The sequence below is a fragment of the Limnohabitans sp. WS1 genome (assembly GCF_003063265.1).
GTDB lineage: Bacteria > Pseudomonadota > Gammaproteobacteria > Burkholderiales > Burkholderiaceae_C > Limnohabitans_A.
In genome coordinates this window covers 105353-120118 of the sequence record NZ_NERU01000009.1, presented here as the reverse complement: position 1 = coordinate 120118, position 14766 = coordinate 105353, and the positions used below count along the sequence as shown (strand labels likewise).

Genomic DNA, 14766 nt, shown 5'->3' with positions numbered 1-14766 from the left:
TCGCACACCCTCTAGGTCAACTAAACCTAGACGCGCGCGAACAGGTGCCCAAACAGGCGACACCGCCCCAGCCCGTGTGACAAAATGAAGCCATGCTCACCCCATCCGCACTGATTGAAGTCACCGCCCCAAAGCCGCACGGCTTGGGGTCTGGCAGCGTTGCGGCCAAACCCGCCCTGTCTGCCATTGCGCAGTTGCCGCAAATCCGGCAAGCCTTGAACCGGGTGGCCGGCTTGCGGCTGGCCATTGTTTTCGGGTCCTGCGCCAAAGGCCAGGCCAGACCCGACAGCGACCTCGACATCGCCCTGGCCTTTGACCAGACTATGAGCGTGCAGCAGCACATCGCGCTGATCGAAGCCCTGGCGCTGGCCACGGGTCGTCCGATTGACCTGATCGACCTGCGCACCGTGGGCGAACCCTTGCTGGGCCAAATCATGCAACACGGCGTGCGCATCCTGGGCAGCGATGTGCTGCACGCACAATACATGACACGCCACGTCATGGACGCCGCCGACTTCATGCCCTACCAGGCCCGCATACTGCAAGAAAGAAGGCAGGCATGGATTCACAAGTGATCGACGAAAAACTGGAATCATTGCGCCGTTGCCTGGTGCGCTTTGAATCCAAGCGGCCTTTTGATGCCGAACAACTGGCCGATGACTACGACCTGCAGGACATCGTCTCGCTCAACCTGACCCGGGCCGTTCAGATGGCGGTGGACATTGGTGCTCACATTGCAGCCAGTCAAAACCAGCCAGGACCGGCCACCATGGCCGAAACCTTCGAACAGCTCCATGGCATGGGTGTTATCACCGCCGATCTGGCGATGCAACTCAAAAAGTCTGTCGATTTCCGCAACATCGCCGTGCACAACGACAGCACCATCAATTGGCAAGTGGTCCATGCCATCATCGCGAGCCATCTGGACGACTACAAGGACTTTGCCCGTGCTGTGAGCCTGTGGCAGCTCGGGTCATCGGTGCAAACCAACAACTGAGCACCGTTTTCCTGATATCACCAGCCCCTCACACAGGCTGCAGCTTCAACAGCCACAACAAGGCACTGAGCGTGAAGAACGACAGCACCGTGGTCACCAACAAGGCCGCAGCGCTCACGGTGCCGTGGCCGTGGCGCTGGTTCAAGATGGTGTAAATGCCCAGCATGGGCATGGCCCCTGTCAGCAAGGCCGCAGCGCGCAAAGCCGGGTCTGCAATCGGCACCAGCCACACCAGCACCGCCCACATGGCCAGCGGGTGCAGCACCAGTTTGCCCAGTGCAATGGGCAGCACCGTGCCCTGCAGCCCACGCGCCTGCAAGCCCACCAAGGAACCACCAATCACAAACAACGCCAACACTGCACTGGACTGCGCAAACAAATTGATGGTGCGCCCCAGGGGGGCAGGCATCTGCAGGCCTGACAGAGAAAACAGGAAACCCGCCACCACGCCCCAGATCATGGGGTTTTTGAGCACGTTTTTCACGGTCTGCAGCAGCACGCTTTTCCACTGCCCAGGCCTGCCTTGCGCGTCGGCCACCGCCAGCAGCAAAGGCAACAACAAGAAATTTTCGACCACCATGTTCAGCGCCAACGCCACCCCGGCCACCGGCCCAAACGACAACAAAATGATGGGGTAACCCACAAAGCCGCTGTTCGGGCAAGACATGCCCATGGCCATCATGCTGCTGTAGCTCAGGCTCTGACCTTGTATCTTTCGCGCCCAAAACAGCCCCAAGCCAATGACCATCAGCGAGCCCGTGGCATAGGCCAGCAAATAGTTCAGGTTCAGGATCTCCGCCACGCTGCGCTGTGACAGTGCGTTGAACAGCAACGCAGGCAAAGCCAGTTGGAGGGTAAAACGTCCGAAGACCTGCATGTCGGACTTGGCAAACAAGCCCATGCGGGTGCACACATAGCCCAAGGCAATGGTCAGGTAAATGGGGACGGTGATGCCCAGAATATCGAGCATGGTGTTCATGGGTCGGTCTTGTAAAAATTGTTTGAAAGTTGCCCTCAGCGCTTGGCCACCCACAGCGTCAAGCCTGCCAAGCTCAGCACCATGTAGGTCGACAGCCAAGCCATGTGGGTGCTGGCGCTCAAGGGGCTGGCCCAGGGCAGGACCACGCACAGGGCAATGAAGCCCGCGTTCATGGCCACACACAGCAAGGCGTGTTGGATGGCCAGGCCTTTTTGGAAGGGCAGGTGCGCGTGTGCGGCCACAAAGCTGGCGGCCGTTTGCCACAGCACCAGGGGCCATACATAGGCCGACAGGCCTTGCCAACGCGCGTCGAGCCAGCCCCAGGTCAGCGCCAGCTGGGCCAAGGCCCCCACGCCCAACACCAGCGCCGATGCGGCCCAAGCCACCTGCAGCGGGCGCAGCTGCACCTTGGTGGAGCTGCTGAGCACCACTTGCGCCCAAGCCGTGTGCACCAGCGCCGGGATGAAGCTCAGGATGCGCAGCAGCGCCAGCAGCCAACCAGCCTCTTGTGCGCCGTAGTGCGCTGGCCAGCTCAGCGCCAAGGCCGTGGCGGCCAAGGCATCGCTGAGGGTGTGCAGCATTTTGAGCCGGGCGCTGCGCGGGTCGGAAGACGGTGGCGCAGCGGGCTTGTCGGGCTGCAAGTCGCCGCCTGCGCGGGCCACCAAAGCCAGGTCCGCAGGTGAAGCCGGTTGAAAAGCCAGCCGCATCCACATGGCCCCGGCCAGATAGCCCAAGCAGGCCGACACCAGGAGCACGGGCAACTCAAGGCCCTCACCACGTTCGGGAAAAAGCACCGCCCCCAACACCGCCGCCGCTGCCGCCAACACGGGCGGCACCATGCGCACCAAGCCTATCGACCAGCGGCTGCCCACCCGCAACGTCAGGCTTTGCGCCAGCAACCAGCTCAGTTGCGCGAGGCCCAAGGCAGCGGCCCAGGCCCAGACCTGCGCCGCGTCGCCCAAACCCGACCAGACCGCCCCGAGTGCCGCCAACGGGGCCAGCCACAGCAGACGCCACGCGCTTTGCCGCCAGGCGCGGCGGGCTGCGGCGCGGGGCTCTTGATGGCGTTCGGCCAGCAGGCTCAGGGGGCTTTGCGCCAGCGCCAGGCTGGCCCAGAAAAAGGCCAGTTGGCTGGTGGCAGAAAACACCCCCACCTCTTCGGGGCTGAACAACCGAAACAGCACCAGCGCCAAAAAACCCTGCGCCGCCAGCGACACCAAGCTGCCCAAGGCGGCGGGTGCGGTGGCGCGGGGCAAGGACTGCAACAACTTCCAGCGCTTCATCTGCCAGCCCCGAACAAGGCGGCCCAGACCGACAGCCCTTGCAGCTGCTGCGACCAGCACAAGGACTGCAGGTCTTGGCGATCTGTTTGCTGCGGGGGCAGGCCCTGCACCGCCGCTTGCCATTGCGCGGCTGTGGCCTGCACGTCCAGCAGTTGCACCCGCCCGGCATGGGCCAATGCGGTGCGTTGCGCCCAGGCATAGGGGTTGCTGATCACGGGCAAGCCCAGCGCCAGGTACTCCAGCATCTTGGTGGACGTTTGCTCAGCGAGCGGCAGCACATCAGGCATCAGGTTCAGGCCCGCGCGGGCCCGCAGCAGTTGCGCAGGCACCTGGTCTTGCGGCACACGCCCGGTGCTCTGAATGTGGCCCAGCGTGGCCAGGCGCTCTTGCAAAGCCGGGGGCACATCACCCACCAGCAGCAAGCTCAATCCCGCTTGCCCCAAGGTGTGCAACAGCGGCACAAAGTGCAATAAACGGCTCATCTCACCCAAATAGACGAGATCAAACTCGGGCGGCTGCAGCGCTTGCGCCGTTAAAAAAGCGTCGGGCACGCCCATGTCGCGCAGGGCGTACGGCACAGCGCCAGGCGCGTTGGCGCCAAAGCCCATGCGCTGGCGAACCCACTCGCTTTGGAAGACCCGAAAGTGGGGCACCGGGTGCTGCCACTGTTTGATGCGGTCCTTGAGCCAGGCCATGGGGGCCACGCTGGCCGAGGCGTATTCGTGCACCTGCACCGCGCCTTTGAAGCGTCGGGCTTGGTCAGTGGGCACGCGGCCGCAAATCCACCACACGGCCCGGGCGTCGCCCGGCACGGTGTGGGCTTGGGTGTGCATCTGAACGGCATGACCCAGGCGCTCGATGTGCGCTTGGTAGGCGGCCAGCTCGGGCAAATACGAACGTGCGCCGTGTACAAAGTGGACGGTGATCACGGCCGCCCTCCTGAGGGGTTGTCTTCGCGCGATGCGTCCGTGGGCACAGCACCATGGCCCTGCCTTGGTCCTTGCCTTTGTCCTTGCCTTTGCCCTGGCTTTTCCCCCTTCCCTCGCCGCTGCAGCAAGCCCGTGAGCACTTGGTCCCAGGCCTGCACAAAGGTCTCCAGGCGGTGCTGTTGTTGCAACAGGTCGATGGCCGCTTGCCGATCGGCGGGCGCTTGCGCCAGGCAGCGCTGCACCGCTTGAGCCAGTGCTGCGGGGCTGTCATCGTGTGCCAGCCAGAGCGGGGCCGTTGTGCCCAGCATTTCCTGCATCGCAGGGATGGGCGTGCTCACGCAGGGCACGCCGCAGGCCAGCGACTCCAGCGCCGTCATGGGGTAACCCTCGTAGCGCGAGCACAGCACCGTGGCCCGCCAGGCCTGGTAGGTCTGCGCGCTCACGGTTTGCTGGCCGTGCAGGTGCAGGCGGCCTTGGGTCAGCAGGTCTTGCCCGGCGCTGCGCATGGCGCCCATCAACTCGCCATCGCCCACCACATGCAGTTGGCAGGCGGCAGGCAAAAGGCGCAGCATGGTCAGCAACTGCAAAGGCTGTTTTTCGGGGGACAAACGACCGACAAAACCCAAAGCGATCACCTCGCTGACGGGCATGGTGGTGGGCATGACGGCGTCACCTTCGCCAGCACCGGGCAAGACCGCCGGGTTTCGGATCACGCTCAGGCGGGACTGGATGGCACTCGCGGCCTCGCCCCCAGCATCTGTCATCACGCGCACCAAGCTGTCGCACGAGGTCTGTGAAGCACACACCAGTTGGCTGGCCCTTTGGTACACCGTGCGCAGCCAGCCGGTTTTCAGGCGCGAGGCCCCGGCCTGCTGCAACACCTCTTGCAAAGGGCCGTGTACCCAAACCACACTGGGCCTGCGGGCCAGCCAAGCCAGGGCCACTGCCGCATAGGCCGGCCGGAAATTGTTGGAGGCCACCAGCACCTGCGCCCGCCGCGCCGCCTGCCAGCAGGCCCACAGCGAGGGACGGCCGCGCCGCACCGGCAGCCGCGTGACGTGCCAGCCGCGCGCGGCCAGGCCCGATTCAAGCCAATGCAGCGTGGTCTGCACGCCGCCCACACCGGACTCTTCGGTCAGCAACAAAACTTGGCGAGGGCTTGACATGGGCATGGGCAGGCTCAGCGCGCACCGCGCCCGGTCAGCACGGTCTGGATGGTTTTGAACACGATCAGCAAGTCCATGGCCAGACTGTAGTGCGTGATGTAGTACAGGTCGTAGCTGAGTTTGATGGCGGTTTCATCGGCGCTGGCCGCATAGCCTTGCTGCACCTGCGCCCAGCCGGTCAGGCCGGGGCGCACCAGGTGGCGGTAGGGGTAGCTGGGCATTTGCTCGGCAAACTGCTGCACAAAACCGTCTTGCTCGGGGCGTGGGCCGATCAGGCTCATGTGCCCCATCAGCACGTTGAACAGCTGGGGAATTTCATCGAGCCGGGTGCGGCGAATCCAATGCCCAAAGCGCGTGATGCGCGGGTCGTTGGCCTGGGCGAACTGCGGGTTAAGTTGCGTTTCGTGGCGCATGCTGCGGAACTTCCAGATCCGGAAACTTTGGCCGTGCATGCCGGTGCGCCGCTGGCTGAACAGGGCCGGACCGGGCGAGTCGATCTTGACACCCACCGCCACCAACAGTGCCAGCGGCAGCCACAGCGGCAGCAGGGCCAGCACCACGCTCACATCGATCAGCCGCTTGGCCAAGTCGTAAGCCGGGTTGCCATCGGTTTGCCACAGCTCGTTTTGCAGGGTCTCGTTCGACATGCGCCCGGTCAGGCTTTGCTGCAACGATTCGGGGCTGTACAGGCGGATGTGCTGCAGCTTGAGCGCGGTCAAAAAGCGGTGGCGTTCGGGGCTGGGGGGGGCTGAAGGCACGACCGCGCCGTCACACGCCAGCGCTGCGCCAGGCGGCATGCCCTGCTCGGGCCAGGGCAGCAAGCGGATGCGCGGCAGGCCCTGGCCGTTGGGGTCGGGCAAGCAAGGGGCCAACAGGCCGGGCACTCGCGGGTCCTGGTACACCAGACGCCAGGGTCGGTGGCGCAAAAACCACTGGTCGGCCAGCCAAAACCAGAAGGTGCACAGCACATAGGTCAAGAGCAAAGCGCCGCGTGAATAGGGCTGCTGCAGCAAGGCAAAAGCCAGAGGCGTGAGCCAAAACGGCAAGCCGGTGGTGACGAGCAACAAGGGGCCGCGCTCGGCCGCAGGCATGTGCGCCCCCCGGTACAACAGGTGCGCCGCCAACGCATAAGGCACCAGGCTGGCCAGCACGGTGCGGCCAAAGTCCACCGTGGCCAAGCCACTGGCCATCAGGGCCTGGCTGATGGCATAGGCCAGGCCGATCATCACCAAACCCAGCAGGCTCCAGACCAGGTGGGCGCTTTGGCGGTGCGCTTGCTGCGAGGCCAGTTGCTGGGTGTGGCGGCGCGGGCGCGTCATGGGCCAGCGGGCGGTGGCCATCAAGGGCGCTTGCTGGTAAATGGCCAGCACCGGCTCGGCCATGGCCTCGGGCTGAAACTGCGCCTCGTAGCGCGCGCGTGCCGCTTGGCCCAAACGCTGTCGCAAGGGCGAATCGGCCAGCAGGGTCTGCAGCGCATCGGCCACGGCCTGTGGGCTGTTGGGCACCAGCCAGGCGCTTTCGGTGTGCGTGAGCATTTCTTCGATGCCCGGCAAACGCGTGGCCACGATCGCCATGCCCGCGCGCATGGCCTCCAGAATGGAGATCGGCAGGCCCTCGTGGTCGGACAAGAGCACAAAAATCTGGTGCTGCGCCAGGCGCTGGGCCACGTCGCTCACGTCGCCCTCCAGCTGGATGTGCGGCATAGCGGCGGCGGTTTGCTGGTGGCGGGCCAGGTCCGGCCCGCCCCCCAAAATACGGGTTGGGGGGGTCAGGCCAAGATGTGCCAGCAAGGCCAGGGCCTCGATCAAAACATCGGGCCGCTTGGGCGCGGCCATGCGGGCCACCATGACCAGGCGCGGCGGCTGTGCGGCCATGTCGCTGCGCCAGGGCACATCGGCCAGCGCGTTGTGCACCACACTCACCCGCTCGGGCGGCATGGGCAAACGCGTGGCCAACTGTTTTTCGTAGGCCGACACGCAGACCATGCGCGTGGTCCAAGCGGCCAGCACCGCCTCGGCCAGCCAGGCGTTGGTGCGGATCAGCCAAGGCGCTTGCGGCTTGAAGCCAAAGCCATGCACCGTGTAGACCACCGGAATTTGCCGCAGCTTGCCCGCCAGGCGTGCGATCACCCCGGCCACGGCGCTGTGGGCATGGATGACATCGGGCTGCAGTACGCGCAGATGCGCCAGCAAGGCCCACACCGAGGCCAGCACCTTCAGGGGGTTGAGCGAGTTTTGCAAACTCGGCAGCGCCAGCACCGCGATGCCCAAGTCCTTCAGGCTTTGCGCGAGCACGCTGTGTGCGTCGTTGCCACCCATCACCACCGTGAAGCGCACCCGGCCTTGCAAGGCACGGCACAACTCCAGCACATGGGTCTGCGCCCCACCGGCTTCACCTTTGGTGATGACCAGCAATACATGGGCAATGGGAGGGTAAGCAGGGGCAGACATGGCAAGGTGACAACAAGAGCGGGTATTGTCACCCCGAATGAGATGCACACCCTCTTGACGGATCGCAGCTTGCACAAAGGCCGGGCAGGCCCCTGCGCAGGCTTGGTGTCGGGATTCAAAGCGCCGACCTGCTGAGCGGCAGGCGAGGCAGTGAGGGCTTTACAGATCCAGCACCAAGCGCGCTGTCTGGCTGCGTGAGCAGCAGATCAGCATCTGGTCATTGGCCTGCTGCTCTTCAGGGGTGAGGAACATGTCCCAGTGGTCAGGCGTGCCCGCGATCACCGAGGTCAGGCAGGTGCCGCAAACACCTTGTGAGCAAGAAAACGGCACATCATGGCCCGCGTCCTGCAACACAGACAGAATCGACTGATCCTTGGAGACTTTCAGGGTCTGGCCGCTTTTTTGCAGATGGACCTCGAAGCTGCCGTCGGCGTCGATGGGGGTTTGGGTGGGTTCTGAAGTGCTCATGCGGTGATCTCGGAGGTGTTTTCTTGGGCCAGTAAACGCTCGATGATACGGCGCGATTGCACCCCACCGGAGTCGATGTTGAGCATCAAGAGCTTGCGGTCTGGCCATTGGCTGATGTTGGCTTGTTGCAGTTGCAGCATCTCCATGTCTTCATTGAAGATGCCGCCTTGGCCCGCTCGAATTTTGTCGGTCAGCTCAGCATCGTGCGGCTTGAACTGGCGTGCCATGCCCCAGTGGTACCAGTGCGAGGTCTCGGTCTCGGGGGTGATGAAGTCCACCACCACGCTGTAGGCTTTGACTTCAGGCGGCGCATCAAAACCGCCGTGCCCTGCCAGCGCCACACCCACGTCGATCATGATGTGAGTAGGCGGCGTGAAGCGGCAGATTTGCCAGCGGTCCACCTTGGCCTGAGGGTCCAGGCCATTGGCGCTCATGGCCATTTGCCAAAACGGTGGTGCCTGAATGCCCGTCATGTGGCGCTGCAAAATGACCTGATCACCCGCCACCGTGGTGGTGCAAGGCGTCTCGTCGATCTCGGGCTGGCCAATGCTGTTGGCATGCACATAGGTCTCGTGCGTCAAGTCCATCAGGTTGTCGATCATCAGGCGGTAATCGGCCTTGACGTGGTACAGCCCACCGCCATAAGCCCAAGCCGGGTTGTCAAAAAACTCAAAAACGGGCATCTTGACCTCGTCGGCTTGGGCGGGGTCACCCGGCCAAACCCAGACAAAACCATAGCGCTCGACCACGGCAAACGCTTTGATGGCCGGAAAGCCGCGCACGCGCTGGCCAGGCATCTGCACAGTTTTGCCATCGGTGCCCATTTCCAGGCCGTGGTAGCCGCACTGCAAATGGCCCTTGCACACCTTGCCCAGCGACAAGGGCGCGCCCCGGTGCGGGCAAAAATCTTCCACCGCCGCCACACGGCCATCCGGGCCTTTGAAAAAGGCCATTTTTTCGTTGCAAATGGTGCGGCCCAGCGGCTTGTCGCCCAGAGCTTCGAGTTCGCTCAAGGTGCAAGCCACATACCAGGTGTTTTTGATGAACATCTTGTCCTTCCTCTCCAATTCAAAGCTTTTGGTCAAAGCGGGTGTTCAAAGCTTGCGGGCCACGCCCAGCAGACTGTCCAGCAATTCAGGGTTCTCGCGCAAGGTGTTTGCATCGCTGGCGTGCACCACCTTGCCCTGGTCCAACACGACCGCGTGGTGGCTGATCTTCAAAATCGCTTGCGGGTGCTGCTCCACGATGATGGCCGACAGGCCCTCTTCGCGGGTGATGCGGGCAATCGCACGCAGCAGTTCTTCCACGATGATGGGGGCCAAGCCTTCGAGCGGCTCGTCCAGCAAGAGCAAGCGCGGGTTGAGCACCAGCGCTCGGCCTACGGCCAACATCTGCTGCTCACCGCCCGACAGCTGCGTGCCCAAATTGGTTTTGCGCTCGGCCAAACGCGGGAACAACGCGTACACGCGCTCGGGCGTCCAGGCGCGACTTTGTCGTGCGGGCCGCGCCACTGCGGTCAGGTTTTCCTGCACCGTGAGCGATTTGAAAATATTGCGCTCTTGCGGCACCCAACCAATGCCTGCGGCCGCCCGCTCGTGCGAAGGCAAAGTGTGCAGCGGCTGACCGCCCAGAAAGATCTGCCCGCCATGTTGCCGTGTGGCCCCAGCCAGCGTGTCCATGAGCGTGGTTTTGCCAGTGCCATTGCGCCCCAGCAGCGCCAGGGTTTCGCCCTCGCCCAGCGACAGGCTGATGTCGTTCAGCACCACGGCTTCGCCGTAACCGGCCCGCAGATTTTCAACACGCAATAAATCAGCCATGGACCACCTCCTCGCCATGCCCCAAATACACGGCCTTGACTTGCGGGTCGGCGGCGATCGCTTCGGGCGTGCCTTCGGTCAGCACCGCACCGTTGACCAGCACGGTGATGCGGTCGGCAAATTCAAACACCAGGTCCATGTCGTGCTCGATCAGCAAGACCGACACTTCGGCGGGCAACGCTGCCACGGTTTGCAAGAGCTCTTCGCGTTCGCCCGCAGGCACACCGGCCACCGGCTCGTCGAGCAGCAGCACCTTGGGCTCGCAGGCCAGCGCAATCGCCATCTCCAGCAAGCGACGTTTGCCGTAGGCCAAATGCTCGGTGCGCTGGTGCATGACTTCGGTCAGGCGGAACAATTCAAGCAAAGCTTCGCAGCGCTCGACCACGGCCTTGTCTTGACCCAGCACCGACCACCAACGCCCGCCCAAGCCCCGCTGCTGCGAGACCACCATGGCCAGCGTCTGCAAAGGCGTCATGCTGGCGAACAGTTGGTTGATCTGAAAAGTGCGCACCATGCCCCGGCGCACACGCAGGTGCGGCGCGAGCTGGCTGATGTCTTGTCCCAGCAGTTCAATGCGGCCCGAAGTCGGCGGCAAGACGCCGGTGAACAAATTGATGAGTGTGGTCTTGCCCGCGCCGTTGGGGCCGATCAGTGCATGGCGTGCGCCCAAGCGCAATTCAAGGTTGACGTTGTCGGTGGCGGTGATGCCGCCGAATTGTTTGACGAGGCCCTGAGCCTTCAACACGACGGGGGCGTTCATGACAGCTTGATTCATTGCGCACCACCTTTCTGATCGGCAGCACGGCCAAACCACAGCCAAGGGCGAATCAAACGCTCACGCCCGACCATGACCAGCACCACCAAAAACAGACCAATCCAAAACGTCCAGTACTGCGGCGTGATGCCCGCGATCACGTCGTGCATGAGTTTGAACACCACCGCGCCGACCACACCACCATACAGCCAGCCCACGCCACCGATGACCAACATCAGCATCACGTCGGCCGAACGCTCTAAAGCAAACACATCCAGCGAAGCAAAGCCGGTGGTTTGCGCCATCAAGGCCCCTGCAGCGCCAGCCAATGCGGCGGCCACGGTGTAGACCACGGCCAAACGGTTGTGCACCGGAATGCCAATGGCCATGGCACGCAGAGGGTTGTCGCGCACCGCCATGAGCGTGGCGCCCCAGGGCGAATTCACCCAACGCCGCGCCAACACAAACAAAACCAGCAACACCGTCAGCGAATACCAGGCGGCGGTCTGGCCATACAAATCAAATTCAAAACGGCCCAGCACCGGGCCCATCATCACGCCCTGCAATCCGTCCGAGCCGCCCGTCAGCCAGTCCAGTTTGTTGGCCAACTCCATCAAAATCAGCGCCATGCCCAGCGTGACCATGAGCCGCGTCAGGTCGGTGCCACGCAAGATGGTGAGCGAACACGCCGCGCCCAGCAGCGTGGCGCAAAAGGTTCCAAACAGCAGGCCGACCATGGGGTCGGGCATCACATGCTTGGCAAACAAGGCCGAGGCATAGGCCCCAAAACCCAAAAACGCCGCATGGCCCAGCGACACGATGCCGGTGTAGCCCAGCACCAGATCGAGCGACACGGCAAACAAGGCGACGATGGCAACCTCGTTGACGATCAGCGCATGGCCCGGCACCAGCAGGGGCAAGGCAAACGCCACCAGCCAAACCAAAGGCTCCCAGCCGCGCATGCGGGCGGTGGATAAAAGTTGTTGACGCGCATCCATGGGTTTGTTCATGTCAGCGACCTCCCTTGCGCACAAACAGCCCTTGCGGACGCCAAATCAAAATCGCGATCATCAGCGAATACACGATGAAGGAACCGAGCTTGGGCATGTAGTACTTGCCCGCCACATCGGCAATGCCCAAAAGCAGCGCCGCCCACAGCGGCCCGGTGATGGAAGAGGTGCCGCCCACGGCCACCACGATCAAAAAGTACACCATGAACTTGAGCGGAAAGGTCGGGTCCAAGCCCAGCACTTCGGCGCCCAGCGCCCCGCCCAGGCCGGCCAGGCCTGATCCCACGGCAAAGGTGGCGGCAAAGATCAAATTCACGCGGATGCCCAGCCCTGCGGCCACGCGGGCATCGTCCACACTGGCGCGCAAGCGGCTGCCAAAGCGGGTTTTGGCCAAAATGAATTGCAATCCCACGGTGAGCGCTGCGCACACCGCGATGATGAACAGGCGGTAGTGGCCCATGCCCAAGGCGCCGTCCCACAACTCGGTGCGACCGCGCAGCCAATCGGGCAACTGCATGATCTGCTGCTGCGAGCCCATCAAATAGTCCACACTGGCCACCGACATGAAAGCCAGACCGATCGAAAACAACACCTGATCGAGATGGGGCTTCTTGTACATGTGCCGGTACAGCGTGCGCTCCAGCACCGCCCCCAGCAAAGCCGTGGCCACAAAGGCCAGCGGCAGGCACCACAAAAAAGGCAGCTCAAAGCGCTGCATCAGCACCACCGTGAGGTAGCCGCCCGCCATGGCAAAAGCGCCATGCGCTAGGTTGATGAAGTTCATCAAGCCCATGGTCACGGACAGGCCCACGGCCAAGATGAAGAGCAGCATGCCGTAGGCGATGCCGTCGAAAAGGATGGTCAGCATGTGGTGGTTACAGATGGGTTTTGCAAAAGCGCACAGCGTGCGCTCCTGCAAGGGCAAGGCCTTACTTGGTCTTGCCCGGATCTTTCACGTCCTTGAGGGTCGCGAATTCCTGGTTGTAAAGCTGGCCGTTCACCTTCTCCACCTTGCGAATGTAGATGTTGTGCACCACGTCGCGGGTTTGTGCGTCGATGAACATGGGGCCACGGGGGCTCTCAAACACTTGGCCTTTCATCGCGTCGAGCAAAGCCTGACCGCCTGCGCCCTTGGTCGCCTTGGCCGCTTCGTAAATCACGCGCATGCCGTCATAACCGCCCACGGCCATGAAGTTGGGGCGCAGGCCATTGTTGGCTTTTTCAAAGGCTGTGACGAACTTCTTGTTGAGTGCCGAGTTGTGCGAGGCCGAGTAGTGGTGCGAAGTCACCACGCCGTTGGCCACATCACCCATGCTGTTCAAGATGTCGTCGTCGGTGATGTCGCCAGTGCCGATCAGCTTGATGCCTGCCTTGTCCATGCCGCGCTCGGCAAACTGCTTCATCAAGGCCGCACCTGCGCCCGAGGGCACAAACACATAAACCGCGTCAGGCTTCAGGTCACGTACTTTTTGCAGGAAAGGCGCGAAGTCCGGATTGCGCATGGGCACGCGCAGGCTGTCGAGCACCTGGCCACCGTTGAACAGCAAACGGTCTTTGAAGAACTTCTCGGCATCGATGCCCGGGCCGTAGTCAGACACCAAAGTCACGACTTTTTTGATGCCGTTGTTGGGCGCCCAATCGGCAATGGCCACGGCCGCTTGCGGCAGCGTGAAGCTGGTGCGCACGATGAAGGGCGAGGCTTGTGTGATGCTGGATGTGGCCGCGGCCATCACCACCATGGGGGTTTTGGACTGGGTGGCAATCGGGGCGGTGGCAAAGGCCAAAGGCGTCAAACCAAAGCCCGCCAGCACGCTGACTTTTTCATTGACCACCATCTCTTGGGCCAAGCGCTTGGTCACGTCGGCGGCGCTGGTGTCGTCTTTGACAATCAGCTCGACTTTTTTGCCCGCCACGGTGTCGCCGTTTTGCGCGATGTACAGGCGCGCTGCGGCTTCGATCTGCTTGCCGGTGGAGGCAAACGGACCGGTCATGGGCAAGATCAGGCCGATCTTGAATTTGTCTTGCGCCATCGCCGTGGAGGCGGTAACGGTGGCGGTCAGAGCCAGCGTGGTGCCAGCGATGGCGTTCAGGAATTGACGTTTTTGCATGTTCAGTCTCCTCGTTAAAAAACCGTTGATCAGGAAGGTCGGATCAGTTGCACACCAGGTGTGCCCGATGCCGCAGGGTCGCGCAAGGCCAGCTGCATGTTTTGCCGCGCAATGCGCGAGTGTTCGCGCATGAGGGCCTCAGCCCGACCGGCTTCACGCCGCTCGATGGCGTCGAGCACCTGGCGGTGCTGGTGCTGCGCCACCACTAGGGTGTCGCGTGCATGGGCGTCATGCACATGCACACCCACAAAACCAGAGGCCGAGGCAAAAGGCAAGCTCGAGGCCCGTTCAATTTCTCGGGCCAACACCGCACTGTCGGCCATCTCGGACAACTGTTTGTGGAACTGGCCATTGAGCTCGACGTAAGTTGAAAACGTCTCGTCGTCCAAGGCCGATGCACGCAGCACCGCGTCAATCTGGTCCAAGCAAACCCGCGCTTGCTGGATCAAGGCAGGGCGCACACCCCGCTCGGCGGCCAGGCGGGCAGCCAAGCCTTCCAGCGTACCGCGCAGCTCAATGGCATCGGCCACTTCGCGTTCAGAAAAAGTGCGCACGGCATAGCCACCACCGGGCAGCGGCTCCAGCAAACCCTCTTGCTTGAGGTGCATCAGCGCGGCGCGAATGGGCGTGCGCGACATGCCCAGGCGGTCCACCAAAGCCAACTCGGCAATGCGGGCACCCGAAGGCAAATCGCCCGCCAAAATCCATTCACGCAGGCGCTGCTGCGCCTTGACGGCTTGGGAGCCGCCTTCGGCGTCAGAATCCAGCAGGCGAACAGAAGATGGCGACATGGGCAGATGCATTA

At 63.0% G+C, this 14766-nt stretch carries 15 protein-coding genes; 2 read left to right on the top strand and 13 right to left on the bottom strand.

Annotated features, from left to right (window positions below):
• Positions 1-92: 92 nt before the first annotated feature.
• Together B9Z48_RS12625 and B9Z48_RS12620 are read left to right on the top strand one after the other, a co-directional pair.
• Positions 93-575 (top strand): nucleotidyltransferase family protein, encoded by a 483-nt coding sequence (locus B9Z48_RS12625; protein ID WP_108378821.1) that lies wholly within the window; start codon positions 93-95, stop codon positions 573-575.
• Positions 560-997 (top strand): DUF86 domain-containing protein, encoded by a 438-nt coding sequence (locus B9Z48_RS12620; RefSeq protein ID WP_108378819.1) that lies wholly within the window; start codon positions 560-562, stop codon positions 995-997. The genes B9Z48_RS12625 and B9Z48_RS12620 overlap by 16 nt, the downstream gene beginning before the upstream one ends.
• A 28-nt stretch (positions 998-1025) precedes the next feature.
• Here the strand turns inward: B9Z48_RS12620 and B9Z48_RS12615 are convergent, their stop codons facing one another.
• The 13 genes from B9Z48_RS12615 to B9Z48_RS12550 all read right to left on the bottom strand — a co-directional run bounded on the left by B9Z48_RS12615 (position 1026) and on the right by B9Z48_RS12550 (position 14752).
• A complete protein-coding gene (locus tag B9Z48_RS12615) occupies positions 1026-1976 on the bottom strand; it encodes an AEC family transporter (RefSeq protein WP_108378817.1) in 951 nt (316 codons plus the stop codon).
• Positions 1977-2011: 35 nt separating this feature from the next.
• Positions 2012-3259 carry a hypothetical protein gene (locus B9Z48_RS12610; RefSeq protein WP_108378815.1) on the bottom strand — a complete coding sequence of 416 codons (1248 nt, stop codon included), beginning with the start codon at positions 3257-3259 and terminating at the stop codon, positions 2012-2014.
• Positions 3256-4188: a glycosyltransferase gene (locus B9Z48_RS12605; protein WP_233261113.1), complete on the bottom strand. Its 933-nt coding sequence runs from the start codon at positions 4186-4188 to the stop codon at positions 3256-3258. Before B9Z48_RS12605 ends, B9Z48_RS12610 begins: the two co-directional genes overlap by 4 nt.
• Complete coding sequence (locus B9Z48_RS12600; RefSeq protein ID WP_108378813.1) at positions 4185-5360, bottom strand: glycosyltransferase; 1176 nt, start codon at positions 5358-5360, stop codon at positions 4185-4187. The genes B9Z48_RS12605 and B9Z48_RS12600 overlap by 4 nt, the downstream gene beginning before the upstream one ends.
• Before the next feature lie 8 nt (positions 5361-5368).
• Positions 5369-7804, bottom strand: a complete 2436-nt coding sequence (locus B9Z48_RS21835; protein ID WP_233261112.1) for an exopolysaccharide biosynthesis polyprenyl glycosylphosphotransferase — start codon at positions 7802-7804, stop codon at positions 5369-5371.
• Positions 7805-7963: 159 nt separating this feature from the next.
• Complete coding sequence (locus B9Z48_RS12585) at positions 7964-8272, bottom strand: 2Fe-2S iron-sulfur cluster binding domain-containing protein (protein WP_089956817.1); 309 nt, start codon at positions 8270-8272, stop codon at positions 7964-7966.
• Positions 8269-9321 (bottom strand): aromatic ring-hydroxylating dioxygenase subunit alpha, encoded by a 1053-nt coding sequence (locus B9Z48_RS12580; RefSeq protein ID WP_108378891.1) that lies wholly within the window; start codon positions 9319-9321, stop codon positions 8269-8271. Before B9Z48_RS12580 ends, B9Z48_RS12585 begins: the two co-directional genes overlap by 4 nt.
• Before the next feature lie 45 nt (positions 9322-9366).
• A complete protein-coding gene (locus B9Z48_RS12575) occupies positions 9367-10089 on the bottom strand; it encodes an ABC transporter ATP-binding protein (RefSeq protein WP_108378811.1) in 723 nt (240 codons plus the stop codon).
• Positions 10082-10849 carry an ABC transporter ATP-binding protein gene (locus B9Z48_RS12570; RefSeq protein ID WP_233261111.1) on the bottom strand — a complete coding sequence of 256 codons (768 nt, stop codon included), beginning with the start codon at positions 10847-10849 and terminating at the stop codon, positions 10082-10084. The genes B9Z48_RS12575 and B9Z48_RS12570 overlap by 8 nt, the downstream gene beginning before the upstream one ends.
• Before the next feature lie 11 nt (positions 10850-10860).
• Positions 10861-11853, bottom strand: coding sequence for a branched-chain amino acid ABC transporter permease (locus B9Z48_RS12565; RefSeq protein ID WP_233261110.1), 993 nt, complete (start codon positions 11851-11853; stop codon positions 10861-10863).
• 1 nt (position 11854) lies between these two features.
• Complete coding sequence (locus tag B9Z48_RS12560; RefSeq protein WP_053170177.1) at positions 11855-12721, bottom strand: branched-chain amino acid ABC transporter permease; 867 nt, start codon at positions 12719-12721, stop codon at positions 11855-11857.
• 61 nt (positions 12722-12782) lie between these two features.
• Entirely contained in the window at positions 12783-13961 is a 1179-nt protein-coding gene (locus B9Z48_RS12555) for an ABC transporter substrate-binding protein (RefSeq protein WP_108378807.1), read from the bottom strand.
• Between the two features lie 29 nt (positions 13962-13990).
• Positions 13991-14752: a GntR family transcriptional regulator gene (locus B9Z48_RS12550; protein ID WP_108378887.1), complete on the bottom strand. Its 762-nt coding sequence runs from the start codon at positions 14750-14752 to the stop codon at positions 13991-13993.
• Positions 14753-14766 lie beyond the last annotated feature (14 nt).

Coding starts and splice junctions, on each gene's coding strand:
- B9Z48_RS12580 (WP_108378891.1), bottom strand. CDS start 9,321: ATGTTCATCAAAAACACCTGGTATGTGGCTTGCACCTTGAGCGAACTC.
- B9Z48_RS21835 (WP_233261112.1), bottom strand. CDS start 7,804: ATGTCTGCCCCTGCTTACCCTCCCATTGCCCATGTATTGCTGGTCATC.
- B9Z48_RS12585 (WP_089956817.1), bottom strand. CDS start 8,272: ATGAGCACTTCAGAACCCACCCAAACCCCCATCGACGCCGACGGCAGC.
- B9Z48_RS12625 (WP_108378821.1), top strand. CDS start 93: ATGCTCACCCCATCCGCACTGATTGAAGTCACCGCCCCAAAGCCGCAC.
- B9Z48_RS12620 (WP_108378819.1), top strand. CDS start 560: ATGGATTCACAAGTGATCGACGAAAAACTGGAATCATTGCGCCGTTGC.
- B9Z48_RS12550 (WP_108378887.1), bottom strand. CDS start 14,752: ATGTCGCCATCTTCTGTTCGCCTGCTGGATTCTGACGCCGAAGGCGGC.
- B9Z48_RS12570 (WP_233261111.1), bottom strand. CDS start 10,849: ATGAACGCCCCCGTCGTGTTGAAGGCTCAGGGCCTCGTCAAACAATTC.
- B9Z48_RS12560 (WP_053170177.1), bottom strand. CDS start 12,721: ATGCTGACCATCCTTTTCGACGGCATCGCCTACGGCATGCTGCTCTTC.
- B9Z48_RS12575 (WP_108378811.1), bottom strand. CDS start 10,089: ATGGCTGATTTATTGCGTGTTGAAAATCTGCGGGCCGGTTACGGCGAA.
- B9Z48_RS12610 (WP_108378815.1), bottom strand. CDS start 3,259: ATGAAGCGCTGGAAGTTGTTGCAGTCCTTGCCCCGCGCCACCGCACCC.
- B9Z48_RS12615 (WP_108378817.1), bottom strand. CDS start 1,976: ATGAACACCATGCTCGATATTCTGGGCATCACCGTCCCCATTTACCTG.
- B9Z48_RS12565 (WP_233261110.1), bottom strand. CDS start 11,853: ATGAACAAACCCATGGATGCGCGTCAACAACTTTTATCCACCGCCCGC.
- B9Z48_RS12555 (WP_108378807.1), bottom strand. CDS start 13,961: ATGCAAAAACGTCAATTCCTGAACGCCATCGCTGGCACCACGCTGGCT.
- B9Z48_RS12600 (WP_108378813.1), bottom strand. CDS start 5,360: ATGCCCATGTCAAGCCCTCGCCAAGTTTTGTTGCTGACCGAAGAGTCC.